Here is a 25,685-nt window from a genome sequence, read left to right as displayed (position 1 = left end):
TTGCGACTTATGATGCGGCCTTGAGCTTCGGCTTCGCGTCTGGCTTCGGTCGGCCGAGCTTCGCCAAAGCTTCCGTACGCACGAGCTTCAGCCCTTCCTTGGCGTCGTAGCCGTGGATTTCCTTCACATCGAGCTTGCGCATGAAGTCGATGGTCTCCTGAGTGATGACCTGGCCGGGCACCATGATGGGGAAGCCCGGCGGATACGGGATCACGAAGTTCGCCGAGACGAGTTCGGGACCGGCCTTCAGCCGACGGTCGATCTCGGGATCGTTGAGGCGGAGATGCTCGCAACCCGCGAGGTCATAGGCAGCGTAGAACCCGGTGCGGATGTCGCCTTCGTTGGTCTTGGCGCCTGCATCGCCGCGGAAGCTCGGGTGGAAATGCGAGAAGTTCGGCAGATCAGGCACGTCCTTCATCAGGCTCGTGACCCGTGCCTCGAAGGTCTTCCGGGCATTGGCGCCGCCCTGGGCCAGGCCGCGGTCGATCTCGCCCGCGACTTCGGCGAGGACTCGAATGAGATGCGCAACGTCGCTGCGGGAGTTGTTGATGTTGGACTGGACCAGAACCGAGTTGCGCGAGGTCTTGTTGACCTGGATGTTATACTCATTGGCGAGAATGCCCTTGAACTGCGTGCCGTCATAACCGGCCATGCCGCACACCAGCGTCATGCGGGTCGGGTCGAGGCAGAATTCGTCATCATCCAGGCTCTTGACCGTATTCGCCCAGTTGACGCCGGGGGCGAGAAAGTCGGTGAAGCCGCTCTGGCGGTATTGTGCCGGCACCATGACGTCGGCACCGAGGATACGGAAATATTTCGAGATCAGCGGATTGTTGTTGACCGCTTGGCGGATCGCGAACGCGATTTCGATCGCATTGGCGACGAGGCCATACCCCTCCAGCTCCATCTGCCGCCGCGAGATGTCGAGGCTGGCGATCAGTTGCTGGTTCGGGCTGGTCGAGGCATGGGTAAACACCGCTTCCTTGAACTGCTGTTCGACCGTGTGGAATTCGACGTCCTTGACCGAAAGCATCGAGCCCTGCCGGATCGCCGACATCGACTTGTGGGTCGAGTTGGTCTGGTAGACGCGCAGGCGGATTTGCCTCGGGTCGGGAATGAGCCGGGTCTTGAGCAGCACCTCGTCGGACGGATTTTTGCCGAGCTCGGTCTGCTGCTTCTCATAGGCCGCGACCGACTTCGGATCGCGCATCCACGCCTCGATCTCGTTGGCAGCGCCGAGGCCGGTGCGGCGGCGCAGGAACGGCGAGAAGCGCGCGAAGCCGAACCAGGCTTCGTCCCAGAGGAAGATCAGGTCCGGCTTGATCGCGAGACATTCCTCCATTACCCGGCGGGTGTTGTAGATGTGACCGTCGAACGTGCAGTTGGTCAGGTCTAGCAGTTTGACGCGGTCCAGCCGGCCGTCGGCCTTGGCCCCGAGCAGCGCCTGCTTGATCGTCTTCAGCGGCACCGCGCCATACATCGAATATTCCGTCATCGGGAACGCTTCGACGTAGAGCGGTTGCGCTCCGGCCAGCACCATGCCGTAGTGATGCGACTTGTGGCAGTTGCGGTCGACGATTGCGATGTCGCCGGGCGCGAGCAACGCCTGCACCGCCATCTTGTTCGACGTCGAGGTGCCGTTGGTGACAAAGAAGACTCGGTCGGCGCCGAGCGCCCTCGCCGCCTTCTCCTGCGCCTTCTTGATGTTGCCGGTCGGCTCCAGCATGCTGTCGAGACCGCCCGTAGTGGCGCTGCTCTCGGCCAGGAACAGGTTCGGGCCGTAGAACTCGCCCATGTCGCGGATCCAGTCCGACTTGAAGATGGATTTGCCGCGGGCGATCGGCAGCGCATGGAACGTGCCGATCGGGCGCTGTGCGTACTTCTTGAGATTATCGAAGAACGGCGTGTCGTAGCGATCCTGGATGCCTTCGAGGATCGACAGGTGCAGCTCCAGAAGTTCTTCCACGGAATAGAAGATGCGGCGAACCACGTCCGCCTCGGAATTGCCGGCGAGCTCTTCCACGTCGCGGTTCGAGATCATGTAGAGATCGAGTTCGGGCCTGACGCGCTTGATGATCTGGGCGAGCCGCAGCGCCGACGCGTCGGTTTCGTCGTTCAGACCGGCTGCGGCCATGATCGAACGCAGCACCGGCGCGTTATGCCGCGAACGCAGGCCAAAGCCCTCGTTGATGATGACTGCTCCGATGTTCGGATTGAGCATCGTCGCGCAAAAGGCGTCCTCCAGGCTGCCGACGATGACAGGTTCATAAATGAAGGCATCGACCGGACGCCGCAGCTTGCGCCATTCGGCGGCGAGCGCCGGCCACTGGCCGGGTGACACACCGGTCACGATCAGGGTCTCGAAATAGGGCCGGCGCGCCGCGTGCGCGCCGAAGCTCGGCGGCACCAGTTCGGGCGCATCGCCATTGCCCTCATCCTTGGCGCTCCAGTCGCCGGCATGCTGGCGGAAGGACCGCGTGGCCAGCGCCTGGGCAATCCTCGTCGAAAGGGCGAACGAGGTCGCTCCGTCGCCGGCGGCGGCAGCTTCCCGAAGCGCCGCCATCAACTGCAGACCGGGATAGCCGTGAAATTCCTCGATGATGCAGAGATCGGCCAGCGCCGCATCGTAAGCCGCGCGATTGCCCACCCGCGCCCAGGTCTTCGCAGCCTCCACGAGATCACGCCAGTCGTCCGCCCGTGCGCCTGGGCCGGAAAAGAACTGGTCGATGCGCTTCTGCGCGGGTTTTGTGTCATTGGCCATGCGTCTCTCCCGATCCCTTTGAAGCGAAGGTGATGCGGGATCGTGAGTACGGGGGCGGTCGCTCCATTGATCCAAGTCAACGGTCGTGCGCATTCTGATCAGTCCTGACGACCATTGGCAGCGCAGCGCGAGAGTGTCAGACCGGCCTGACCATCGCCCAAGACGCTGTCGAGCGACCGTAGCCACTGGCCGCTGTCGGTCTTTTCCGCGAGCCCTTCGGCCCGTAGCAGGTCGCGGAGCTGCGCATGCGCGCCGACGATACAGAACTTGACCTCCCGCGCGGCGAGTTCGTCGTACAGATCGTGCAGCATGCGCGCGCCAGCGAGATCGATATAGGGCGATGCCGAGAGGTCGCAGGCCACCAGCCGAATGTCCGGCGATCGCCGGAGCGCGATCAGGACCGCCTCGAGGATTGTTCCGACGTTGATATAAAGTAGTGACGCCTCCGGGCGGAACGCGAGGATGCCGGCCAGGGGCTCGACGTCTTCGTGGCGCGCGCTGTCGGAATAGCGGCCGCTACCCGGTAGCCGGCCCAGGAATGCCACATTGGGCCGCGAGGCCCGTGCTAGCAGCAGGAAGATCGATGCAATCGATGCCAGTAGGACACCCTGCAGGATGCCCAGCAGCAACACGGAGACGAGTGCGATTGACGCGGCCCAGAAGTCGATGCGGCTGACCTGCCACATACGTAGCAGCGCGCGGATATCCACGAGCTTGTACACCGCGGCAAAGACGATGGCCGCGAGCACCGCCTTGGGCAGGTTGGTCAAGAGCCCGGTGAAGAACACGAGGCACAGCCCGAGCGTCACCGAGCAGATCACCAGTGCCAGCGGCGTTCGCGCGCCGGCACTGTCGTTCACTGCGGATTGCGACAGGCCGCCGGCGACGGGGTAGCCATGGCCAAAGGCGGCCGCGAGATTCGCGGCCCCCAACCCCAAAAACTCCTGCCTGACGTCGAGCGGATAGCCATGTTTCGCCGCAAAGCTGCGGGCGGCAGAAACGCCTTCGATATAGGCCAGCAGCACACATCCGGCGGCGAGCGGGAACAGATCGTCGAACTCCAGCAGCCCGAATGTGGGCATCCCCAGTGCCGGCAGCCCCTCGGGTATCATCCCCGTGACGGGCACACCGAGCGCCGGAAGGCCCAGCAGGGTAGCGGCGAGGATCGCCAGCGCCACGATGGTGATGCCGATCGGTTTGCCCGGTAGCAGCCGCTCCCCGAGCAAGAGCAACAACAAGGCAAAAGCACCGATCGCAAACACAAGCGGGGCGACATCGCCGAGCTGCCCCATCAGCTTGATGGCGCGGTCAAAGAAATCATGGCCGCCGCCGGAAACCCCGAGCAGGCTCGGCAACTGGCTCATGATGATAGTGAGCCCCGCACCGGCCTTGAAGCCAACCAGAATGCTGTCGCTGACGAGGCAGACGAGCACACTGAGCTTGAACAGCCATGCAATGAAGCACAGCACCGCCACGGCAAAGGCGGCAAAGCTTGCGATCTGCGCATAGCGTGCCGCATCGCCGCCGGCCAGTGCGCCGACGGTACCCGCAATCATCAGGGAGATCGCGGACGTCGGGCCAATCGCGAGCTGCCGGGATGATCCAAGCAAGGCATAGCCGATGCCTCCGAGCATGTAGCCGTAGACGCCGACCTGCGGCGGCAGGCCTGCCAGCGCAGCATAGGCTAGCGAAACCGGGATGGCGTAGGCGGCCAGCGTGATGCCGGCGACGGCGTCGGAGGGAAGCCATTCACGCCGATAAGCGGCAAGCCAGCCGAACGGCGGAAAGAACCGCGTCCAACCGAGGCCACGTGGCGCGTTCACGACGCCACCTCGCGGGGCGTCGCCTCGCAGCGCAGCAATACGGCGAGCAATGCAACCACGGGAATGCCGAGCGCGAGATCTGGGATGCTTTTGGTGGCTAAGGCGCCGACCGCCGCGCCAAAGCCAAACACGGCGCACAAGGCGGCGAAGATGCCTGAGCGGCGCAGTGTTCCGACCGGCGCGTTGCCGGATGTTACGGCAAACATATTCTCGACCGCCTGGCGCATATTGCCCGTGATCATCACGGTGCTGCAAAGGACGCCTTCCACCTTGGTGAAGATGGCGGTTTGCATCGCGGCGACGAGCGAAATACCGAGCGTACCTGCAAGATCAGGAATCCGGTTGTGTACAATGCCGATTGAAACCAACAACAGGATCTCGATCAAGGTGCTGACCGCGCCAGCCCGTTCGCCGGTGGCGCGACGGAGCCATGCCGCGATGACGATGCCCACCGCGAAGGCGAGGATCGGCGGCACGAAGTGAAATGCCTTCGCCCAATTGCCGGCGGTCGCGTAGCCCCAGAGAAATATCAGATTGGCGGTCTGGGCGTTCGCCAATACGCCATGGATGATCCAGGTATAGGCGTCGATATAGCCGCCGGCAAAGGCCAGCAGCAGCACCACCTCGACGGTCTCCTCGGGGCGCACCACGCCGGCTGCGACGTCCAGAGTGCTCATGTCGGCTGTCGCAATAACTGCATGAACTCATAGCGGCATCCCGTCGCCAACGGGGCTTGATCTGGATCAAGCAATCGCTCCGCGCCGCAAATCATATCAGCCCAAAGCGCCGGGGGATTGCCACATGGACACCGTCAGGTGGATCATCACCACCGCTCCGGAAATATTCCTGCTGCTGGCGGTCGCCATCGGCACGATCCTCGGCCGCATCAGGGTTCGCGGCTTCTCGATAGGGACCACCGCCTGTATCCTGGTCGTCGCGGTGCTGATGGGGCAGCTCGGAACGTTCACGTTTCCGTCGCTGTTGCGCGTCATCCTGTTCAGCCTGTTCGTGTTCACGATCGGCTCTCGGTCAGGACCGGAATTCTTCGCTTCCTTGAGCTTCCGTACCCTTGCCCAGGTCGCCCTGGCGCTGGTGCTGGGGGGCACCGGTCTCGCAGTCGTCTTGTTGTTCGCGCACGGCTTCCGGCTAGATCCTGGCACCGCTTCCGGAATCGCGGCCGGAGCACTGACGCAATCCTCGGTCATCGGCACCGCGTCGGGCGCTCTGGCCCAGCTCGGCCTGCCCAAGGATGTGCTCGGTCAGCAGGAGGCGAACATCGCGGCGGGTTATGCCGTCACCTATGTCCTCGGCTATATCCTGACACTGCTGTTCGTCCCCTTCGTTGCCCCCAAGCTGATGGGGATCGATCTGAAGGTGGAGGCCAAGAAGCTCGAGGCGGAGCTTGCCGGCAGCGATCCGCCCAAAAGCGAAAATCTCTCCTACCGCAAGTTCCAGGCGCGCGCCTACCGCGTGACCGCAGCCGCCGGCCGCACGGTTCGGTCGGTCGAGGAGGAGATCGGAAGCCGCACGGTCGTCGAGCGCATCGTCCGCGGAGGCGCCGACATCGAACCGCATCTCGACACTGTGCTCGAAGCCGGCGACGACATCGTCCTCGCCGGTCGCACTGCCGTCATTGTCGCGGCAAAACCGATCATGGGCACCGAGATCGATGCAGATGAGATCCTAAAGACGATACCGGGCAACGTGCTCGAAGTACTCGTGGACGATCGCAATCTTCACGGTCGCTCCATCCAGGAGGTCGCGTCGCGCGTCGGGACCGACGCCCGGGGTGTTTTTCTGCGCGCCCTCACCCGTATGGGCCGCGAGGTGCCTTTGAGCGCGGACACGCGGATTTATGTCGGCGATGTCATGACCCTGGTCGGCAGCACGCGCAACATCGAACGTGCGGCAACGGCAGTCGGCCAGATCCTGCGTTCCGACGATCGCACCGACATCGCATTTCTTGCCGCCGGCATTGCGACCGGCCTGCTCGCGGGGCTCGTCAGTTTCAAGATCGGCGGCGTCGCACTCACGCTTGGCGGCGGCGGGGGCGCGCTGATTGCCGGCCTTGTCTGCGGCTGGCTGCGGTCGCGCAAGCCGACCATGGGAGCAATGCCGCGGCCTGCGCAGCAAACCCTGAGCGATCTCGGACTCGGCGGCTTCATCGCGGCGATCGGGCTAGGCAACGGCGCCGCCGCCTGGGCTGCGATCCAGGCTCACGGATTGCTTCTGGTCGGCATGGGCCTCGTCATCACGATCGTGCCGCTGATCGTCGCGACGCTGTTTGCACGCCACGTGCTGCGCATGAACCCTGTCATTACTTGCGGCGCGCTGGCCGGCGCCATGACAGTCGATGCCGCCGTAACCGGGGCCTGCGACGTCGCGGAGAGCCAGACGCCGGTGCTCGGCGTCGCGGTGCCATACGCAGTCGGAAATGTGGTGCTGACCGTACTCGGCCCGATCATCGTGGCCGCCACCTACACCGGATGAAGGAGACCTGCAATGCAGCAACCCGTCAGCCCGGCGCTCAGGTGGTTCGCGGCCTTGCTGCTGATGCTCGCCGTTTTCACCGCGACCGCACGCGCGGAGGAAGACATCCGGATCCAGGAAGAGATCTGGGCGCTGCCACTGCCGCTACCGATGTTCGCCTACCTGGTCCGTCCGGTCGGCGACGGGCCATTCCCGCTCGTCATAATGAACCACGGGGTCTCACTCAATCCGACGGACCGCAGCTTCTTTCCGCTGGTGGAATTCCGCGACGCCGCAAAATGGTTCGCAAAACGCGGCTCCCTGGTGGTGGCGCCCGTGGGGACTGGGTATGGCGCCTCAGCCATCGACGTCCCCGAGCGCGGGATTTACGGCCCGTTCTTTTCCAAGGTCGGCAAGTGCACCAACCCTAATTTCCGCGACGCCGGCCTGGCGGTGGCGCAGGTCGATCTCTGGATCATCGACTATCTGGCTGCCGAGAAGCGCATCGTGCCCAGGGATGTCATTGTCGTCGGGCAATCCGCCGGCGGCTGGGCCTCGATTGCGCTGTCCAGCGTGAACCCGCCGCAGGTCAAGGCGATCATCACCTTCGCCGCCGGCCGTGGCGGCCGTGTCGGCGGCAAGCCGAACAACAACTGCGCGCCGGGCAAGCTCGTCGAGGCGACCGCGAATTTCGGCCGCACTTCGCGCGTTCCGATGCTGTGGATCTATATCGAAAACGACACCTTCTTCGGCCCCGAGCTGTCGAAGCGCATGCACGACGCCTTCACTGCCGCCGGGGGCAAGGCCGAGTACCATCTGATGCCGCCATTCGGCAACGAAGGACATTTCTTCATCGGCTCTCCGGATGCCATTCCGATCTGGTCGCCGCTGGTGACGAAATTTCTCGACGCGCCGCACTAGGCGCAAGGATAGATGCTGGAGGTGTGGCCATGGCCCATGCACGTCACTGCTTGTCGGGCCTTCTGGTAGTCGTCACTGCCGGCGTAGCGACCTCCGCGGTTGCCGCGACACGGCAAAATTCACAGGCAGCGAAGCCCGCCGAGGTGACGACCCGGGGCCAACGCGAGGCAAAGGACATCACCTATGGGGATTGGCGCAAGCTCTGCTTCAAAGCAGGCGGCGCCAAGATGCTGTGCCGGACCTCGATCACGGGCATCTTTCCAACCGGTCAAACCGCCGTGCGCATGGACCTGATCGAGCGCGAGGGCGAACCCGCTGCCAGATTGCAATTGTTTGTTCCGGTCGGCATGTATCTGCAGCACCCCATCAAGCTGACGGTGGATCAAGGAAGCCCTTACCGCCTACCTTATAGCTGGTGCGTCGCCAATGCCTGCATTGCCGCCGATGTCGCCGATCCCAAAATCGTCAAGGAGCTGGAATCAGGAAAAGTGCTGGTACTGGAAGTTGTCGATTCCAACCTTCTGTCGCTGACGACGTCACTGCCGCTGGCGCAATTTTCCGTCGTGCACAAGGGAGCACCAGCGCAGACGTTCGAGCAGTATGTCGATGAATGAGCGTCTCGGCCGCGCTAGACGATCCCGCCGCAAGCCTGCTCAATTGGCGCGATAAGTGAGTGCGCCGCGAATGGCTTAGTCAGATAAGCGATACACCCTGAGTCGATCGCCGCCGCGCGGTTCGCCGCGCTGTCATTGCCGGTAATGTAGACTACCGGGGCCATCACGCCTTCGCTCGTAAGCCGCTTCCGCACCGCAATCCCGGATTGATCGCCCAAATTGATGTCGATGATGATGCAGATGACGTTTCTGAAATCACCGTGGTCGAATAGCGCCTCCGCCGAGGCGAACAACAGCGCGCCAAAACCGTGTTCTCGCAGCAGTCGCTTGATGCTCATGCGCATCGATGAGTCATCATCCAGGACGAAGACGGGTTTTCGGATCGGCACGATTGTCGGCCTCTGCGGTACGAAACGCATGCTGGGAGATCGTCAGATCAACGGCTTGTTCGCGAGCTATGATCTGCCTCGACAGCCGACGATCTCCAGCATCATTGCGCGCCTTCGGCGGCATCCTGTCAACAATCTATGTTATTGTACCAACGTGCAGGTCTAGCTGTCGCAGCTGGCGCGACCTTTCATTTCCGGCTAGTTGCCAGCAGCGCCGTTTGGATCGAGCATTCCAAGTCGCTCTGCGACGGAAACGAGCTCCGCGAACGAATGCACCTGCATTTTCTCCATCACCTGATGACGGTGAGCCTTTACGGTGCGCTCGGTCGTTCCGAGCTGGTAGGCAATCTGCTTGTTGATCTTGCCACGCACCATGAGGTCGAACACCTGACGTTCTCGCGGTGTCAGCGACGCGACCAGAGCACGAAGCGTAACGAGCTTGCCGTGCTGCGCGCGCACGACCTCATGGCGTGACATGGCCCGCTCGACCGCGTTGATCAATTCCTCTGACGACACCGGCTTGGTCAGGAAATCTTCCGCACCGGCCTTGATGGCCCGCACCGTTGTCTGCGTATCAGCGTGCCCGGTGAGGAAGACGATCGGCAGCGTCGAACCGAGTTCGAGCAGGCGCGCTTGCAGCTCCGGCCCACTCAGCCCCGGTATCTGCACGTCGAGCAGGATGCATGCCGGCTTGTCTTCGCTTGGCAGGAGATCGAGCAAGTCCTGCGCCGACGCGTAGGTGACGACGTCATAGCCTGCAAGCTTGAGACGGCGTTCCATCGCCGTTCGGAATGAAACGTCATCGTCTACGACGTGAATGAGGCCGGGCAATTTCACCTCTTAGCCGCAATGACCTCCGGCCTGGCTTCGTTGGAGCCAAGCCAGCGGGAACAGACGTCGATGCAGTCAACGCTATGAACGATATCAGGCATAGCGAAACATGTGCTAATTAGGCAAGGAACGTTTACTTCCATGCTCGCGGCGCATTCTCATCGCGCGCACGCCTCTACCCCCCCTGTCCTTTGGTACAATGCCCCTAGAGACAATGGTTGGAAAGGCCTCCTTCGTCTTAGATCAACTCCAGCGGGAGTGGGACAGCGCGCATTCCTTGCGATGAAATACTCGGTTGAGACCAATTCAGCGATCGACGTTGAGGAGTTGGCCTATGTTTGTGCGCACGAACACCGACCCGCTGCCCCGCCCCAATTCGCTCCACGACTTCGGAATGAGGAGTGATTCAAATCCGATCATCTGTTTAAACGAATTTACCTACAAAAAAGGAACGGAGGTCTACGGGGAGAAGGAGCCTGCCGACTATGTATATCAGATCAAGTCTGGTGCCGTACGAAGCTACAAGCTGCTGTCAGACGGTCGCCGCCAGATCGGCGCATTCCATCTTGCCGGCGACATTTTTGGCCTGGAGAACGGCAGCGAGCATCGGTTTACCGCCGAGGCGATCGTGGACACCACGGTGCGGCTGATCAAGCGGCAAAGCCTGGAACTGGTCGCCGAAAGCGACGCGATGGTCGCGCGTAACCTGCTTAGCATGACGACAATCAATCTGCAGCACGCAGAAGACCATATGCTCCTGCTCGGTCGCAAGACGTCGCTGGAGCGGGTGGCAGCCTTCTTGCTCGAAATGGACAAACGCCTGACCGCATCCGAAGTCATGGCACTGCCGATGTCCCGGCGCGACATCGCTGATTATCTCGGCCTGACACTGGAGACCGTCTCGCGTGCGATATCGCACCTGCATGATCTCGGCGTCCTCGGCTTCATCGGCAATACCCAGCGCCAGATCGTGCTGCTGGACCGGCAGGAGCTCGCCAGTCTCGATCTACAGCATTGAGCGGCAGAAAGTCGCACCACGGCGCCTTGGGCCAGTCGCAGCCTCTTCTCGGGGAATGGTACAAACTGCACATGGCACCGGCTTGTCCAATGCTAACATCGTTCCATGGGAAACGAGATTTCATTTCGGATCGCAGTCGTTGTGTTTGGGACGTTGCCACTCGCGCTCATCGCCATTGTTCTTTTGCTGGGATGAGTCCGCCTCCGCCGGTTTCCATCGTCGACGTCAAATCACCGAGCACCCGGCAGCTTGGTCATTCCGAGATCGTCGAGCGTCTTGCGCAAGACTTCGAACAGGACCGCGGTTGACCAGCCGAACATCAGGATCCCGTTCATCGCGGTCATCGGCCCCGTCAGCCGCCATTTTTGTACGGGTGTGACGTCGCCATAGCCGAGCGTGGTGTAGTTGACGAAGGCGAAATAGAGCAGGTCGCTGCCGGCAGGGGCCGCGCCGACCATGGCGTAGGCCAATGCCCAGACCAGAACCTCGATTGTGTGCGCCACCATCAGCGCCGCCGCTGTCGCAACCATCACGACCATCAGTGGCAGCCTTGGCCGCGCAAGATACCGAAGCCCGGCGGCTCGGGCGATGCCGATGGCCGTAACGGTCACCAGGGCGTGGATCATGATGTTGATCACGCTGACGATCGAGCCGACCAAAAATTGAACTACCATCGAACCGTCCCCGGTCTCAGTCGCATTTTGGTCGGTTCCGCGACAGGACCAGGAACACCCTACTTACGCTTCGCATGTCGCGCTCTCCTTCCCAAAGCTGCGTTCGAATTTGGCCGGACACGGCGTTGGTCTCCATTGAGCACAGTCAAAAGGAGCGAATCGATGCGCCGCTCGGACGGCGGCAATTCTAGCCACGCGTCGGTGATTTATGATCGAGACGCGATCGCTGCGCTCTCATGCGCTTGATTTCCTCGTTTAGTTTCTCGGCCCTTTCATCGCGCCGCTGATCTTTTGATTTTGTCTGATCACTGCTTCGCAATTTCTCAAGCGCCTTCTCTACCGAGAGCTTTGTCGTATCCGCCATTTGTGACCTCATATCAATCGCGAGTGCCTGCGAGCCAATAGCCGTGTCCCTGCCTCACGGCAGTCTCAGTTCTTCTGTCCGAACATGCCGGTTGCCGCCTTCATGGCCGACTCACCGGCGCTCCTCGCCTGGTCGGTCAAGGCCTGCATCTGGCCCTGAAAGAACTCGGACTGAAGCTTGAGCGCGTCCTGAGCGTCCTTGGCTTGAACGAGCTTATCGCCAAGGTCGAACGTCGCGTTGACGTTGCGCTGCATGAAACTGCAAAGCTGCTTGGCCTGGTCCGCCATCGGCAGCGGCGAGGAGCCGAGCCCCCTTTCCAGTAGCTCAAAATACTCCGTATGGGCCTTTCGCAACCGGCCAAGGGCTTCGGTGAGCATCCCTCGGATATTCTCGACGGATGGATTGATCTCTGCCATGACGTTACTCCTTGTGATTATGCCGCAAGCCCCCCGAACCAGGCGCCGAAGTAGCCGGCGTAGAGCGCCGGCCGCTCGAGGTTCATCGAATGCCCGACACCGGGCACGATCACGAGCCGGCAGTCCGGCATCGCCTCCGCCATGGCGTGAAGATCCGCAGGCAGAATCCAGCCATCCCACTCGCCCCACAGCACCAAATGCGAATGCCCGATATCGGGCATGCGCCGCTCGAGTTCGCGGCTCTCCCTCTCGCGGGTGAGGTTGACCGGCGTTCCGATCCAGATTCCCTCGGAGACGCTAAAGGTCTGCTCGATGATCCGGTCGAACAGGGCCTGGATTTCGCCGAGCCCTTCGCGAAAGCGGGGGATCGCGTTCGGGGTCATGCTATCCGGCACGAACAGCGAGGCTGCGGCGGTCGCCATCACGGTCCGCGTCAGCTCCTTGCTCGCCATCATTGCCCGGAAGAGGCCGATCCGGTCGGCGTTGAAGGACATCCCCAGCGGCGTGACCGGATCGAGCGCGAAAACACGACCAAAGCGCCGAGGCTGCATCAGCAGCATGCGGGCTGCGATGATGCCACCGGTCGAATGGGTGGCAAGGTGGCAGTATCCGATGTCGAGTGTATCAAGCGCCGACAGCATGTCTTGCGCATGCTGCTGCATCGAATAGTTGGCATAATCTGCGGCGGGCTTTGGCCGGTCGCTTTCGCCGCAGCCGCGCCAGTCGATCGCGACCACCCGCAGCCCGTTCGGAAACATCGGCGCGGCGAGCTCGATCCAGTCCTTGCTGGCGAGATTGCCGTGGATGAAGACGACGGTAACGTCGCCTCGTCCCCACTCCCGCCCACCCAACTCGATTTCGCCCGCCTGCACCTTCGGCATGGACCGGCCTTATTTGTTGAGGCCAGCCGTCGGAGCCGCACCGGGCGGCGTCGGCGCGACCGGCAGGGCCGAGATCACCGCGCCCTTGATCATGCGGTCGGTGCCCAGCGGCGAGGAGGTGTCGACGGTCCCCTTGGTGACGAAATCAACCACGTCGGCGGAGAACTCCACCGGGTTGTCGGTGTGGATGAAGTGACCGGTTTCCGGATAGATCTTGAGCATCGGCCGGTTGCCGGCATTCGTCATCCTCGTCACGAAGGGCGTGATGACGTCCCGCCCGAGCTCAGTCAGACCGTTGAACGCAGGGGTCGGAATGAACGGCTCCTTGTCACCGAATGAGAGGAAGATCGGCGCCTTGATCTGGGGCAGCCTCTCGTAGAGGTTCTTCGGGTCATCCTGCTGCAGCTCCGCTCCGATCGTGTAGATGTCGTAGATGAAGATGTTGCACCACTGCTCCAGCTCCTTGGGGCTGCCCTTGATCAGCCCGACGCGCTGCTCGGTGTGCAGCCGGGCATACTCGCTGTCATTGAAGAAGTAACCGCTCTTCGCCGCCGACACCGTGCCCGTGTCCGGATCGCGCTTCTTGAAGTAGAAGAAGTCCCGGATGCCCTGCTCATCCCGTGCTTTCTCAGCCGCCAGGATGCCGGTCTGATCCCATGTCTGCCTCCACTTGTCGAAGTCATGCCCGAAAGCCTCGTCGAACAGAGGCGCCTTCTTGCCTTTGGCAATGGTGATCTCACGCGGATATTCCTCGAGACCCGACGGCGCTTCGAGCGCAAGGCCCTGCACCGCGTCCGGCCAGGTCAGGGCGTAGCCCATCACAAACTGGCCACCCAGCGAGTGGCCGAGATAGGTGGCCTTCTTGACGCCGAGCTGGTTGACAACGAGGTCATAGATCACCTCGCGCATATCCTGCATGGTACGGCCCGGGCTCTTGTCGAGATTGCCGGGACCGGACATGCCATAGTGCGGCAGGTCCGGCACGATCACGCGCAGCCCGCTGCGCAGCGCGTATTGCATGATGTTGCCGTAGTGCCCGCCGAACGCCCCCTTGCCGTGGATGATGACGAGCACCTTCGGATCCTTGTCGGTCCCGGCATACTCGTCCATGTATCCGATTTCCCAGGAATTGCCGCTCTTGTCCTTGGCGTTGCCGAATTTGACCGGATAGGGATAGGTCACATAGGTCTTCCAGAACGACTTCTTCGGGTCGATATCCTCCGCGACACCGGGCACCCGATAGTTCTTGTCGACGAATTTCTGCGCACGATCGAGAGCCGCCACGTCGTCCATGAAGGCGACGAACTTCGGATCGTTCTTGCGCTGGTTGATGATCGGGAACACGCCGTAATGAGCGACCGGGCTCTCCTGCGCGATGAGATCCGCGCCCGGTACGCGATCGACGGCCTTCTGAGCCAGCTTGAAGTTCAGCCACAGGTCGTTGGTGATGTGCATCACCAGCGTCCGTGCCTGGATGCGGCCGAGATAGGGATTTATGTTATGGGTCTCGCCGACCCGGTTGCGCCAGACGAGGTCGACAGCGTCATAAAGCTTGGCGCGATTGATAACATTCAGCGCCGCCTTCTCGTTCGGCGGGGTCCAGTAGAAGATTTCAGGCTGGACTGCGGTCCAGTTCTGGGTCGTGCGGAAGCCGAAATCGTAACCCGTCATTCCCAGGATCGACCAGCCGAACGCAACGCCCGGCATGGGGTGCTTCTCCTTAGGCTGCTTGTAGTAGTCGCCGTTGGTCGCCTGCCAGACCGGATCGGACTCGATGGCGGCCGTCATCATCTGGAACGTCCAGTTGCCGACGGGATCCTCGCCGTCGGACTGCGTGGTCCCGCCGATGGGCATGAGCGCGCCGATATACTCCGGATGCATCACGCCCCAGACATAGGTCTGCGTCCCGCCCATGGAGACGCCGGTGACCAGCGCGACGCGGGCGACCTTCAGCTCGTCCCGGAGCAGCCGGTAATTGGCCTGCACCATGTCGTAGTAGCTGTACTGCGGAAATTTGATGCCGAGGCCATCGGACGGTTTGCTGGCGCCCCAGGTGCCGAGCGGATCGACCATGATGACGTAGTAGCGGTCGGTGTCGATCGGCCGGCCCGGCCCAATGATCGGCACGCCGCCCGACAGCGCCGCGCCCTTGACCCACTGTTCATACATGTCGGTGGAATCGCCGGAGTAGTAGGAGTTGATCACGATGGCGTTGGTGATCTCGCCCGCAGCATTGCGCCGTGCGTTGCCGATCGCGATGTAGCCTGTGCGGAGCTTGCCGCCGCCAAGAGATTCAAGCGTGACGCCGCCCTCCCCTCCGTTCTCCCATTTGGCGGGCGTGGACAAATCGTACTTGCCGCCCAGGCGAAAATTGGCGATTTCATAGGTCTTCTTCAGGCCATCGTGCTGCACCTGCGACGAGCGACGCGTCAAAGGTTGCGCCAGTGCGAGAGCAGTACCGATCAGCAACACGATCAGACTGACGAAGCAACGCTTCACGGCGTCTCTCCCGGTCATCATGGCACGGTCCTCCTGGCGGTGTTTTGCCCAAACGCTAGGGAGGGCAACCTGAGGAGCTTTGATCTAACGCAAGGGAATCCCTTAGCAGCGGCTCAAGATCGCAGCGACAGAACACCTGCCGGTTTCACGCATGCCCCGCCTCGTTCATGGCTCATACCGGATCCGCTATGAGCTCGATGGGCCGGCGAACGCGCCCGCCTATGTGCTGGTGAACGGGCTCACGCAATATTCCGAACTCTGGTCCGCCTATCGCGAGGCGCTGCTGGCGCGAGGCTTCCGCATCGCGACTTTCGATTTGCTCGGCCAGGGCGAATCCGACAAACCGGCACTCTTCATCAGCCAGGAAGACCAGGTGACCGCGCTCCACCTGTTGATCGGCGAGCTCGGTGATGGCCCGATATTCCTGAGCGGCATCAGTTTCGGTGGGCTGATTGCGTTGCGCTACGCCATCGAGCACGGCGAGCGCATCTCCGGCCTCGTGCCAATGAGCTGCTTCGCCGAGCTCTCGCCGCAGCTGCTTTTGCTCGGCAACGCACTGCGGACCGGTCTGATCCTTGGGGGCACGAGCTATCTCCAGGACCTTCTGCTGCCGATGAACCTGTCCGACCAGTGGCTGAAGCCGCTGCTCGACAAGCTCGACAGCGTCAAGCGGCAGGGCTGGCTCGTCAACGATCTCTATGCGCTCCAGAACCTGATGGAATCGTTTCTCGAGTTCAAGCCATTGACGCCGCGCCTGTCCACGATCGCCGTTCCGACAATGATCCTGAACGGCGAATTTGACTTCCTGACGCCGCGCGCAATGCACGAGACCCTGCGCGTCGAGATCCCCGACAGCTCGCTCGTGATCATTCCGAAGGCCTATCACGCCTTCACGCTCGAGAAGAGCGCGCTCACGGCGGACCTGCTCGCCCGTTTTGCCGATGACGTCCTCGCCGGGCGCTGGCATGGCAACAGGGCAGTCTGGATCGCGCCGGAGGAGCCTGGTGGCGAGCTCGCGCCATTTCCCGCCGGTTATGATCATTTGCGCGCCATTCCTGTCCGGGCAGCGCCGCCATGAGCCGATTTCTCGGACCGCTGGATTCGGAGGGCCGCATACCATCGCACCAGCAGACACGCATCGCCGCGTTCCTGATCTCGGCTCACGGCGCCTTGGCGCGACAATACGCAATCGCCCTGCCGATGCGGATCGAGGCCGCTTGGCAGTCCGAATTGAACGCCCAATTCTATCGCGAGTCCGAGATTGTCTCGCTGTTGCAGCGCTCGACCTCCTGGGTGCCCGACATGGCCCTGCCCTACATGGCGGCCTCGTGGGAGACGGCCTGGCTTCCGAAGCCGGTCGAGGGGATAATTGATCAGCCTTCCGCCCTCCCGATCGATCTCGCGACACGAGCACATGCCATTCATGCCGGCATCCGGCCGGCGGCTCTGCTGCCGGTTGACGCCAATGCCAACGATCCTTTCGTATTGGCCTTGCGCCGCATCGAATTCGAAAGCGGCCGGCTGTTGCAGGCACAAATTCCCTTGCTGAAGAGTGACAGTCTCGTGCCGTTTCGAGACGCTGTCAGCACGGCGCTGGAACGGCGTCACGCCGAAGTTCGCAAACTATGGGCGGACGCGCTTGAGGGCGTCGGCATCATCGTCAGGCAGGAACGATGAGACTCCTTGACGCAGATCAATGGAGCCGGCCGCCCGTCCGCCAATTTCATCTCTCCGTCGCCTTCCTTTGATCGCCTGTTGACTGGAGCTCCAATCATGAAGGCCGTTTCTGTCGAAGAAGCAGTCGCGATGATCCCGGCCGGCGCGAGCGTCATGGTCGGCGGCTTCATGGGTGTCGGAACACCGGAGCGACTGCTCGACGAAATAACCCGGCAGCGCAAGTCCGGTCTGTCGCTGATCTGCAACGATGCTGCCATTCCGGGGAAAGGCGTCGGAAAGCTGTTCGACGCTGCCCTGGTCTCGCGTCTGACCGCGACGCACATCGGGCTCAATCCGAAAGCGCAGCAGCAGATGTTGGCAAACCAGATCAACGTCGACCTCGTCCCTCAGGGAACCTTCGTCGAGCGCATTCGTGCAGGAGGATGTGGACTGGGCGGCGTTCTAACGCCGACCGGTGTCGGCACACTGGTTGCAGAGGGCAAGCGCCAGATCGAAGTTGACGGCAGGCCCTTCCTGCTCGAGACGGCGCTGCGCGCGCAGTTCGCGCTTGTTCACGCCTTCCTCGCCGACTACCTCGGCAATCTCAGCTACGCACTGACCTCTCGCAATTTCAATCCGATCATGGCGATGGCCGCCGATACCGTGATCGTAACGGCGGAGCACATCGTGCCCGTCGGCGTCATCGCACCCGACCATGTCGTGACGCCGGCGCCACTCGTCGACTACCTCATTACGAACGGGTGATTTCATGGATGCTCAGACCATCATTGCCCGGCGCGTCGCCAAGGAGCTCAGGAGCGGCGACCTCGTCAACCTCGGTATCGGGATTCCGACGCTGGTCGCAAACTACGTTCCTCCCGATCTCAAGGTGTTCTTTCAGTCTGAAAACGGCTTGATCGGCACGGGGCCGATTCCGGAACAAGGCATGGCTCATCCGACGCTGACGGACGCCGGCGGACGCCCGATCAGCGCCCTGCCCGGCGCCAGCACTTTCGACAGCGCCATGTCGTTCGGATTGATCCGTGGCGGCCATGTCGACGTGACTGTCCTCGGCGGGCTTCAGGTCGACGCGCAGGGACATCTCGCCAACTGGATGATCCCCGGCAAGATGGTGCCGGGAATGGGCGGCGCAATGGATCTCGTCAGCGGAGCCAAGCGGGTGATCGTCGCCATGCAGCACGCGGCGAAGGGAAAATCAAAGATCGTTCCCAGATGTTCGCTGCCGCTGACTTCTGCGCGGGCGGTTAACCTGGTGGTGACCGACATGGCGGTCATTGGTTTCCCGGACGGCAGGGCCACTCTGCTCGAAACCGCACCCGGCGTCGGCATCGGCGAGGTAATGGCGGTGACCGAAGCTGAGCTGGTCGTCCCCGACAAAGTCCCCGAAATGAAGATCTGAGCAGGTCAGCACCATGCGCATATTCAGCGACTTCAACGAGATCAAATCCGCTGTCGGAACCGAGATCGGCGTCAGCGACTGGATCGAAGTGACGCAGGATCGCATCAATCGTTTCGCGGAAGCGACCTGCGACGAGCAATGGATCCACGTCGACCAGGAGCGCGCAAAGAAGGAGCTGCCGGGCGGAACCACGATTGCTCACGGCCTGCTGTCGCTCGCACTGGCCCCGATGTTCATCCGCTCGGTCATCGGGCTGGAGGGACTGCGAAACACTCTGAACTACGGCGCCGACAGGATACGTTATCTGGCGCCGGTCCCCGCCGGTTCGAAGCTGCGCGGCCGCATCACGGTCGCAGAGGCGGAGGACGTGCCGCCGGACGGCCTTCGCGTCAACTACCATCTCGTGATCGAGGTCGAAGGCGGCAAGAAACCCGCATGCGTCGCCGAGCTGATCGCCCTGCACTATCGCTGAGCGCCTCAGTCGATGATGTGATAGCCGCCATCGATGTAGAGGACGCCGCCGGTGATCAGCTTGGCGCCGTCGAGGGCCAGGAACGCCGTCGCATTGCCAACATCGTCGATGCTGACCAGGCTGCGCGCCGGCGCCTTCGACTGGGCCTTGTCCATGAGCTCATCAAACTCGGGAATCCCGGACGCCGCACGCGTCGCCAGAGGTCCAGGCGAGATCGCGTGCACGCGGATGCCTTTTGGGCCCAGTTCGGCGGCAGCGTAGCGAACGGCGGCTTCCAGCGCCGCTTTCGCTACGCCCATGATGTTGTAATTCTCCACCACCATTTGGCTGCCGTAATAGGTCATGGTGAACAGCGTGCCGCCATTCTTCATCAGAGGTTCGGCGAGGTGCGCCATCCGCAGGAACGACCAGCAGGACACATCCAGCGTCTTGAGGAAGCCGTCGCGGCCGACGTCCACGACGCGGCCGTGCAGCGCCTCCTTCGGCGAGAAGGCGATCGAATGCAGCACGAAATCGAGTTGTCCCCATTCCTTCGCGATCCGCTCGAATACCTGTTCGGTCTGCCCTTCCACCATCACGTCCAGCGGCATGAAGATCGGTGCCTCCAGCGCCTGCGCCAGCGGCTCAACGTGCTTTTTGGCGCGCTCATTGAGATAGGTGACGGCAAGATCGGCTCCAAGCGCGCGAAACGCCCTGGCGCAACCCCAGGCGATCGACTGGTCGTTGGCAATGCCCACGACAAGGCCCTTCTTTCCCTTCAGGGCTACCTTGGTATCCGGGAACACAGGAATCATGACACCCTCTCTTGTCTCGGGTTGGTCGACGGCCTGGTCATCAGCAGCGACAGCGTGTGCTTTGCGATCATCAATTCCTCGTCGGTCGGCACGACGTAGACGGGAATGCGGCTGTCGGAGCGCGATATCTGCTTCGAATGGCGGGCATTCTCAGCCGGATCAAGCGTAACGCCGAGCCATCCGAGCTGCTCCACCACGCGCGCGCGAATGGTTGCGGAGTTCTCGCCGATGCCGGCCGTGAAGACGAAGGCGTCGAGGCCTTGCAGGGCGGCGGCAAGCATCCCGGCATTGAGACCGATCCGATAGGCGAAATAGTCGATCGCCAATTTTGCCTTCGCGTCCGAGCTGGCTTCCAGTTCGCGCATGTCGTTGCTGACGCCCGAGAGCCCCTTCAATCCGCAGTCGCGATAGAGGAAGTCCTGCACATTCGAGGCAGACATCCCCTTCTCGGAGATCAGATAGAGCACGACACCAGGGTCGAGCTGACCGGGCCGCGTTCCCATCGGAAGGCCATCAAGCGCGGTAAAGCCCATGGTGCTCTCGACGCTCTGCCCCCGGCTCATCGCACACATCGAAGCGCCACTGCCGAGATGGGCAACGATCACACGGCCCTTGGCGATATCCGGCGCGATTTGTGGCAAGGCATTTGCTATGTACTCGTAGGACAAGCCGTGGAAACCGTAGCGCCGCACGCCTTCGGCATGGAGCTGATGCGGGATTGCGTAATGGTCGGCGAGCGGGCCGTGCGTGCGATGAAACGCGGTGTCGAAGCAGGCCACCTGCGGAAGCGCTGGGAAACCGGCGAGAATCGAACGAATGGGTGCCAGATTGTGCGGTTGATGCAGTGGCGCCAGCATCACGAAGCGTTCGAGACGGGCAACCACGCCGTGGTCGATCAACACGGGCCGATCGTATTCCGGACCGCCATGCACGACGCGATGCCCGACAGCGATCGGATGGATGCGAAGTTCGTCCCGCAACCATTCGCCGGCGGTGCCCATTGCGGCGGGAACGTCAGGCACCGCCTCGATCGGGTAAGCGCGATCGGCGATCGGATTGCCATTCGCGTCACCCGCCCGCAGCCGCGGACGGCTGCCGATGCCATCGATCTGGCCCTTGATCTGGCGCCGGAGCTTGCCCTCTCCTTCGACAGAATAGACCTGGAACTTGACGCTGGAGGAGCCGGCATTGACGACGAGGATCGTATCCATGGCGATCACGCGGCGACTGTTGGCGCACGTTGGCGCCTGGCGTTGGCATAGAGCGAGGCCACCGCACACGATGCCATGCGCCCACGCGGCGCGTCCGCGCGCGAGGTCAGGACGATCGGAACGCGGGCGCCGAGCACGAGGCCCGCACCATCGGCCTTGGCGAAATAGGCCAGATTCTTCGCCAGCATGTTCCCGGCTTCGAGGTCCGGCACGACAAGGATCTGCGCCCGGCCGGCCACTTCCGATCTGATGCCCTTGATACGCGCGGCCTCGATGTCGATCGCGTTGTCGAAGGCCAGCGGTCCGTCGAGCACGCCGCCGGTGATCTGGCCGCGATCAGCCATCTTGCAGAGCGCCGCGGCTTCAAGCGTCGATGGAATCTTGGAGGTCACGGTCTCGACCGCCGAGAGGATCGCCACCCGCGGCGATGTGCCGAAGCCGGCCTGAATGTAGAGATCGATCGCGTTCTGGATGATGTCTCGCTTGGCATCGAGATCGGGAAAGATGTTGATGGCCGCATCCGTCACAAACAGGGTTTCGGCATAGGCCGGCACGTCCATCACGAATACATGGCTGATGCGGCGGTCGGTGCGCAGGCCGCCCACTTTCGCGGTCACGGCCCGCATCAGCTCGTCGGTATGCAGGCTGCCCTTCATCAGCATCTCGCCCTTGGCCGCGTGAATGAGCTCGACGCTTCTGGCGGCCGCTTCGTCGCTGTGAGCGGTGTTGACCATCTCGAAGCCGGCGATGTCGAGGCCGTGCTTTCCCGCGATATCCCTGATCCTGTTTTCAGGCCCGACCAGGATCGGGCGGATGATGCCGGCTTGCGCGCTGTCGACAGCGCCGCGCAGCGAGGTTTCGTCGCAGGGATGCACCACGATTGTCGGAAGCGGCGGAACGGCCTTTGCTGCGACGATTAGTCGATCGTACTTGCTGGGAGACTGTGTTTGCCTCGTTTCGGCTGACATGATCTGGCTCCCGGTCCTTTCAGACAGCCTTACGACGCCTTCGCCTTTGGATCGAAAGGGGCGACGTTCGACACGCCCTCCCCGGCATCGACGTCAAACAAGGCGGCGACACGCCGCAACCTTCTTGCGCGCTCGCCCGTGATGTCGCCGCTCGCGGAGAGCACCTCGCTGATCGCCGCGAAGGCGGCACGCCGCTGGCCCATATCCTCGGGCAACAGCTTCCGGATGGCTTCAACGGCGCCTTCCCGGTCGATCAGCAGCATGAAGAACTGTTCTCGAACCAGCATCTTGAACTCAGGCAACGTCATTCGCGGCCCACTGTAGTCCCGGCGGATCTGGCGCAAGGCCTCAATGCTGCGCTCATCGACCATTCCGCGCGCTGAGCCGATATAGAGCAGGCTGCGGATGGCTGCCTCGCGCAGGCCGCCTTCGCCGATCGTCGATTTCAGCTGCGCAATCCGTCTCTCCAGCATCGCGCGATGCTCGGGCGTCATCTCGCGCCGCCGGGATGGTTCGGACTTCGGATCGATTCCGACGGCCGCCTGCAAGGCTGGAGAGCCGTAGACGTTGAGGAAGATCGTTTCGCTCAGCGCTTCCTGTGCATCGCGCCAGCTATCCAGTGCATGCACAATCTGCTTGGACATCTGCTCCTGGAAGGCGACGAAGGGATTATCCGCGGAAGCCGGCTTGCGATTGTCCTCGATCTCCTCGGCGGCCGACTTCACCGCCGTCATCCATGGGTTTTTGCTGCTCGCGGCCTCATATTGCAGCCGAAGCGGATGCAAATTGCGCATCATCTCAGCCATCTGGGGCGTCACCATGTTCTTGATCCAGGGCTGCACGAACTTCTGGTAGGCGGCGAGGTTGAGCTCCGAGACACGCTTGGCGGCGGCGAAGCGCCGCTCGTCCTCGGGGGAGTTGCCGCCCATGGCGCGGATGTCGTCGAGCGATCGCGCCTCGCAGCGCATCACCCACTGGCCGACGACGAGGTCGGAACTCGTGGTCTCCGCGCCCTTGGCTTCGAACGTCGCTTCGTAGAGCCCCGGCGGCAGCACGTCGATCAGGTCGATATTACTGGAGAACTCGGCGTGCTCCTTCTTGGCAACGCCGCCAGAGACAAAGATGCCGAGATGACCGATGCTCTTGTGAACGGTGTAAACGATGGTCTGTCCATAGGCCCGGATCTCGTCGACATCGGCATAACAATCGCGGATCCAGTCCAGCGCCTGCTGCGGCGGGGTGACATTGTCGCCTTCGGAGCAGAACACGAGAATCGGCGATCGGATGTTGCGCAAATCGACCTTCTGGCCGTCGGACATCACGATTTTGCCAGCGGCGAGATTGTTGCCGATGAAAAGCTCGTCGACGATGAACTGGATCTCCTCGGCGTTGAGGTTGACGTGCCCACCCCACCAGCGTTCGAATTCGAGATAGCGGTCAGCCTCGGTGTCGACCTTGGAATAGACGTTGTATTGCTTGGTCCAGAGCGTATTCGAGGGATTCTGGTTCTCGAAATTCTGCACCAGCCAGGCGCCGTCGAACTTCCCGGCGCCGAGATCGGAAGTCATCGCCGTCAGCCAGCTACCGCCCAGCAGACCGCCGGAATACCGCATCGGATATTTGCCGTGCACGCCGGCCCAATAGGCCAGCGGCGCGCCGGCAATGATGAGCGGCCCGAACAATTCCGGCCGCAGCGACGCCAGGATCATGACGGCCCAGCCGGCCTGGCAGTTTCCGATCACGCACGGCTTGCCGTCAGCCTTGGGATGGAGGCTGATGACCTTCTCGATGAACAACGCTTCGGCCCGTGCGACGCGCTCGATGGTTTGTCCCGGCATGGGTTCCGGCAGGAAGCCGACGAAGTAGCAGGGATGCCCAGCCTTCATCGCAACGCCGATCTCGCTGTCGGCCTTGAAGCCGCCGATCCCCGGCCCGTGGCCGGCGCGCGGATCGACAACCACGAACGGCCGCCGCTCGAGATCAATCTCGACGCCCTTGGGCGGAATGATACGGACCAGCGCGTAATTGACCGGCTCGCCCAGCCTGCGGCCGTCGATGATCAATTCGGCGGCATATTGCAGGACATGCGGCGCGGTCTGCGCGACATGCTCCCGGTACTGGTCGCCGCGCCGGCGCATGATGTCGAGGAACAGGACGCTCCGCTGGCCGGCATCGACCATGTATTCGACGGCCGAGGCGACAAGGCCCGACAAGGGGCCACTTGGCATTGTAGGTTTTTCCATCGACATGTTCCGACCTCATCGTCGCGCGGTTTCATCCAAGGCGCTCAGGGTTGGCCGATGTTGATTTAGGTCAACGGTCGACGATGCTTGCGGCCGCGGAACGGCGCGGTCGGTCCTGATCCAGGCCACCGTGAGCTCCCAAGCCACCGACAGGATGATCGGCCCGATGAAGAGCCCGACGATTCCGTGCCCCAGCGTGCCCCCGATCACGCCGATGAGGATCACGAGGGTCGGCGTCGTCAGGCCGCGCCCCATCACGAGAGGTTTCAATATGTTGTCGAGAATGCTGACGATTCCGAGGAAAATCGTCAGCAGCAACGCCGTGGTGAGGTCTTTGTCGGTCCAGATCCAGATGATCACGGGCAGCATGATGACGGCTGCGCCGATCTGCACCACGGAGAGCAGCAGCACGAGGAAGGCAAGCAGCCCGGCGATCGGGATGCCGGCCAGCTTGAACCCGATGCCGGCCAGCAGTGCCTGGATGACCGCGATGCCGATCACGCCCTGGGATACCGCACGGATGGTTGCACCCGCGAGGTCCAGGAAGTGCTCGCTTTGCTCGGGCACGATCCGCGACAGAAACTCCCTGCCCGCCGTCACGAGCTGCGGCCCATAGGGAAAGAGAACGCCGGCGACCGCGACCGAGAGCAGGAACTTGATTGTGCCCACGCCGGCATCGCCCGCGACGCCAAGCAGCGTACCCGCGAAGGGTTTCAGATACGGCACAATCCGTTGCAGAACCGACCGGAGATTGGTCGAGGCCTGATCCCAGAAATCGTAGAGCTGCGTTCCAATCAGCGGCCAAGTCTTGATCGTCGCGGGCGGCGACGGAATGGCCAGATCGCCCGCCGCCAGTTCGCCGGCGAAATCCCTGATCCCCTCGACCGCGCCGAGACCGAGCCAGGCCGCGGGCCCGATGACGATCGCGAGATTGATGGCCGTGAGAATGGCCGCAGCGAGCTTCGCCCGGCCGCCCAGGATCCTTGCGAGCAAAACAAAGACGGGATTGAACGCGACCGCGAGCACGAGAGCCCAGACCAGAATCGTGACGAAGGGACGGATCAGATAGAACGTCCAAACGATCAGCAGAGCTAGCAATCCGAGCCGGATCACGAGCTGGATCACGTCCTCTCCGGTGAGAAGCTGGCGAAGTGTCTTCAAGGCGGCGTCCAGGACTAGACCAGCGACAAACGTAGCCGGCGCCTTGTCGAGGCGATCTTGATCTGGATCAAACAATGCGCGAGGCCGTGGAGACCTGATC

General features: G+C 62.4%; 24 protein-coding genes. 9 read left to right on the top strand and 15 right to left on the bottom strand.

Translation table 11 applies throughout. The features are described from left to right. Positions 1–7: 7 nt before the first annotated feature. The 3 genes from IVA81_RS03075 to IVA81_RS03065 form a co-directional block, all read right to left on the bottom strand. On the bottom strand, positions 8–2,761 hold the full coding sequence (locus tag IVA81_RS03075; protein ID WP_247312068.1) for a decarboxylase: 2,754 nt from the start codon (positions 2,759–2,761) through the stop codon (positions 8–10). Between the two features lie 98 nt (positions 2,762–2,859). After that, the gene (locus IVA81_RS03070; RefSeq protein ID WP_247312064.1) at positions 2,860–4,584 is read right to left on the bottom strand and encodes a SulP family inorganic anion transporter; all 1,725 of its coding nucleotides are present in this window, start codon (positions 4,582–4,584) and stop codon (positions 2,860–2,862) included. Then, positions 4,581–5,261 carry a YoaK family protein gene (locus tag IVA81_RS03065; protein WP_247312061.1) on the bottom strand — a complete coding sequence of 227 codons (681 nt, stop codon included), beginning with the start codon at positions 5,259–5,261 and terminating at the stop codon, positions 4,581–4,583. Before IVA81_RS03065 ends, IVA81_RS03070 begins: the two co-directional genes overlap by 4 nt. 124 nt (positions 5,262–5,385) lie before the next feature. Between IVA81_RS03065 and IVA81_RS03060 the strand changes: the two genes are divergently transcribed. Genes IVA81_RS03060 through IVA81_RS03050 form a run of 3 tightly spaced genes read left to right on the top strand, consistent with a single transcriptional unit; the run spans position 5,386 to position 8,588 of the window. Further along, positions 5,386–7,074, top strand: a complete 1,689-nt coding sequence (locus IVA81_RS03060) for a TrkA C-terminal domain-containing protein (RefSeq protein ID WP_247312058.1) — start codon at positions 5,386–5,388, stop codon at positions 7,072–7,074. Between the two features lie 12 nt (positions 7,075–7,086). Beyond that, complete coding sequence (locus IVA81_RS03055; RefSeq protein ID WP_247312055.1) at positions 7,087–7,974, top strand: dienelactone hydrolase family protein; 888 nt, start codon at positions 7,087–7,089, stop codon at positions 7,972–7,974. A 29-nt stretch (positions 7,975–8,003) separates the two neighbouring features. Continuing rightward, positions 8,004–8,588 carry an invasion associated locus B family protein gene (locus tag IVA81_RS03050; protein ID WP_247312053.1) on the top strand — a complete coding sequence of 195 codons (585 nt, stop codon included), beginning with the start codon at positions 8,004–8,006 and terminating at the stop codon, positions 8,586–8,588. Between the two features lie 14 nt (positions 8,589–8,602). Here IVA81_RS03050 and IVA81_RS03045 read toward each other — a convergent pair whose 3' ends face one another. Both IVA81_RS03045 and IVA81_RS03040 read right to left on the bottom strand, forming a co-directional pair. Continuing rightward, entirely contained in the window at positions 8,603–9,007 is a 405-nt protein-coding gene (locus IVA81_RS03045) for a response regulator (protein ID WP_247312050.1), read from the bottom strand. A gap of 168 nt (positions 9,008–9,175) precedes the next feature. Further along, the gene (locus IVA81_RS03040) at positions 9,176–9,808 is read right to left on the bottom strand and encodes a response regulator (RefSeq protein WP_247312047.1); all 633 of its coding nucleotides are present in this window, start codon (positions 9,806–9,808) and stop codon (positions 9,176–9,178) included. Positions 9,809–10,142: 334 nt separating this feature from the next. On the opposite strand from IVA81_RS03040, the gene IVA81_RS03035 reads away from it, so the two are divergent. Further along, on the top strand, positions 10,143–10,826 hold the full coding sequence (locus tag IVA81_RS03035; protein ID WP_247312045.1) for a helix-turn-helix domain-containing protein: 684 nt from the start codon (positions 10,143–10,145) through the stop codon (positions 10,824–10,826). A gap of 230 nt (positions 10,827–11,056) precedes the next feature. Here IVA81_RS03035 and IVA81_RS03030 read toward each other — a convergent pair whose 3' ends face one another. The 5 genes from IVA81_RS03030 to IVA81_RS03010 form a co-directional block, all read right to left on the bottom strand. After that, positions 11,057–11,500: a potassium channel family protein gene (locus IVA81_RS03030; protein ID WP_247312042.1), complete on the bottom strand. Its 444-nt coding sequence runs from the start codon at positions 11,498–11,500 to the stop codon at positions 11,057–11,059. 187 nt (positions 11,501–11,687) lie between these two features. After that, entirely contained in the window at positions 11,688–11,864 is a 177-nt protein-coding gene (locus IVA81_RS03025) for a hypothetical protein (protein WP_247312039.1), read from the bottom strand. A gap of 65 nt (positions 11,865–11,929) precedes the next feature. After that, positions 11,930–12,280 carry a phasin gene (locus IVA81_RS03020; protein ID WP_247312036.1) on the bottom strand — a complete coding sequence of 117 codons (351 nt, stop codon included), beginning with the start codon at positions 12,278–12,280 and terminating at the stop codon, positions 11,930–11,932. Between the two features lie 17 nt (positions 12,281–12,297). Continuing rightward, on the bottom strand, positions 12,298–13,161 hold the full coding sequence (locus IVA81_RS03015) for an alpha/beta hydrolase (RefSeq protein WP_247312033.1): 864 nt from the start codon (positions 13,159–13,161) through the stop codon (positions 12,298–12,300). Positions 13,162–13,170: 9 nt separating this feature from the next. After that, positions 13,171–15,678: an alpha/beta hydrolase gene (locus tag IVA81_RS03010; RefSeq protein ID WP_247313299.1), complete on the bottom strand. Its 2,508-nt coding sequence runs from the start codon at positions 15,676–15,678 to the stop codon at positions 13,171–13,173. Between the two features lie 133 nt (positions 15,679–15,811). On the opposite strand from IVA81_RS03010, the gene IVA81_RS03005 reads away from it, so the two are divergent. From IVA81_RS03005 to IVA81_RS02985, 5 genes are all read left to right on the top strand, one after another. Beyond that, on the top strand, positions 15,812–16,738 hold the full coding sequence (locus IVA81_RS03005) for an alpha/beta hydrolase (RefSeq protein WP_247312031.1): 927 nt from the start codon (positions 15,812–15,814) through the stop codon (positions 16,736–16,738). Then, the gene (locus IVA81_RS03000; protein ID WP_247312029.1) at positions 16,735–17,337 is read left to right on the top strand and encodes a hypothetical protein; all 603 of its coding nucleotides are present in this window, start codon (positions 16,735–16,737) and stop codon (positions 17,335–17,337) included. The genes IVA81_RS03005 and IVA81_RS03000 overlap by 4 nt, the downstream gene beginning before the upstream one ends. A gap of 96 nt (positions 17,338–17,433) precedes the next feature. After that, on the top strand, positions 17,434–18,081 hold the full coding sequence (locus IVA81_RS02995) for a 3-oxoacid CoA-transferase subunit A (RefSeq protein WP_247312026.1): 648 nt from the start codon (positions 17,434–17,436) through the stop codon (positions 18,079–18,081). A gap of 4 nt (positions 18,082–18,085) precedes the next feature. Then, positions 18,086–18,736, top strand: coding sequence for a 3-oxoacid CoA-transferase subunit B (locus IVA81_RS02990; protein ID WP_247312024.1), 651 nt, complete (start codon positions 18,086–18,088; stop codon positions 18,734–18,736). 13 nt (positions 18,737–18,749) lie between these two features. After that, a complete protein-coding gene (locus IVA81_RS02985) occupies positions 18,750–19,208 on the top strand; it encodes a MaoC family dehydratase (protein WP_247312021.1) in 459 nt (152 codons plus the stop codon). A 5-nt stretch (positions 19,209–19,213) separates the two neighbouring features. On the opposite strand, the gene fabI is transcribed toward IVA81_RS02985, so the two are convergent. From fabI to IVA81_RS02960, 5 genes are read right to left on the bottom strand one after another with little or no spacing between them, the layout of a single operon-like run. Continuing rightward, the gene (fabI, locus tag IVA81_RS02980; RefSeq protein ID WP_247312019.1) at positions 19,214–20,002 is read right to left on the bottom strand and encodes an enoyl-ACP reductase FabI; all 789 of its coding nucleotides are present in this window, start codon (positions 20,000–20,002) and stop codon (positions 19,214–19,216) included. Then, complete coding sequence (locus tag IVA81_RS02975; RefSeq protein WP_247312016.1) at positions 19,999–21,213, bottom strand: acetate/propionate family kinase; 1,215 nt, start codon at positions 21,211–21,213, stop codon at positions 19,999–20,001. Before IVA81_RS02975 ends, fabI begins: the two co-directional genes overlap by 4 nt. Before the next feature lie 5 nt (positions 21,214–21,218). Beyond that, entirely contained in the window at positions 21,219–22,181 is a 963-nt protein-coding gene (locus IVA81_RS02970) for a phosphate acetyltransferase (RefSeq protein ID WP_247312013.1), read from the bottom strand. A 29-nt stretch (positions 22,182–22,210) separates the two neighbouring features. After that, positions 22,211–24,430 carry a DUF3141 domain-containing protein gene (locus IVA81_RS02965; protein ID WP_247312010.1) on the bottom strand — a complete coding sequence of 740 codons (2,220 nt, stop codon included), beginning with the start codon at positions 24,428–24,430 and terminating at the stop codon, positions 22,211–22,213. A gap of 9 nt (positions 24,431–24,439) precedes the next feature. Further along, positions 24,440–25,585, bottom strand: a complete 1,146-nt coding sequence (locus IVA81_RS02960; RefSeq protein ID WP_247312005.1) for an AI-2E family transporter — start codon at positions 25,583–25,585, stop codon at positions 24,440–24,442. Positions 25,586–25,685: the final 100 nt, after the last annotated feature.

This window comes from Bradyrhizobium sp. 141, assembly GCF_023074055.1.
In the GTDB taxonomy this organism is placed as follows: Bacteria; Pseudomonadota; Alphaproteobacteria; order Rhizobiales; family Xanthobacteraceae; genus Bradyrhizobium.
The sequence above is the reverse complement of the archived record's forward strand: the minus strand, read 5'-3'. Positions and strand labels throughout refer to the sequence as shown.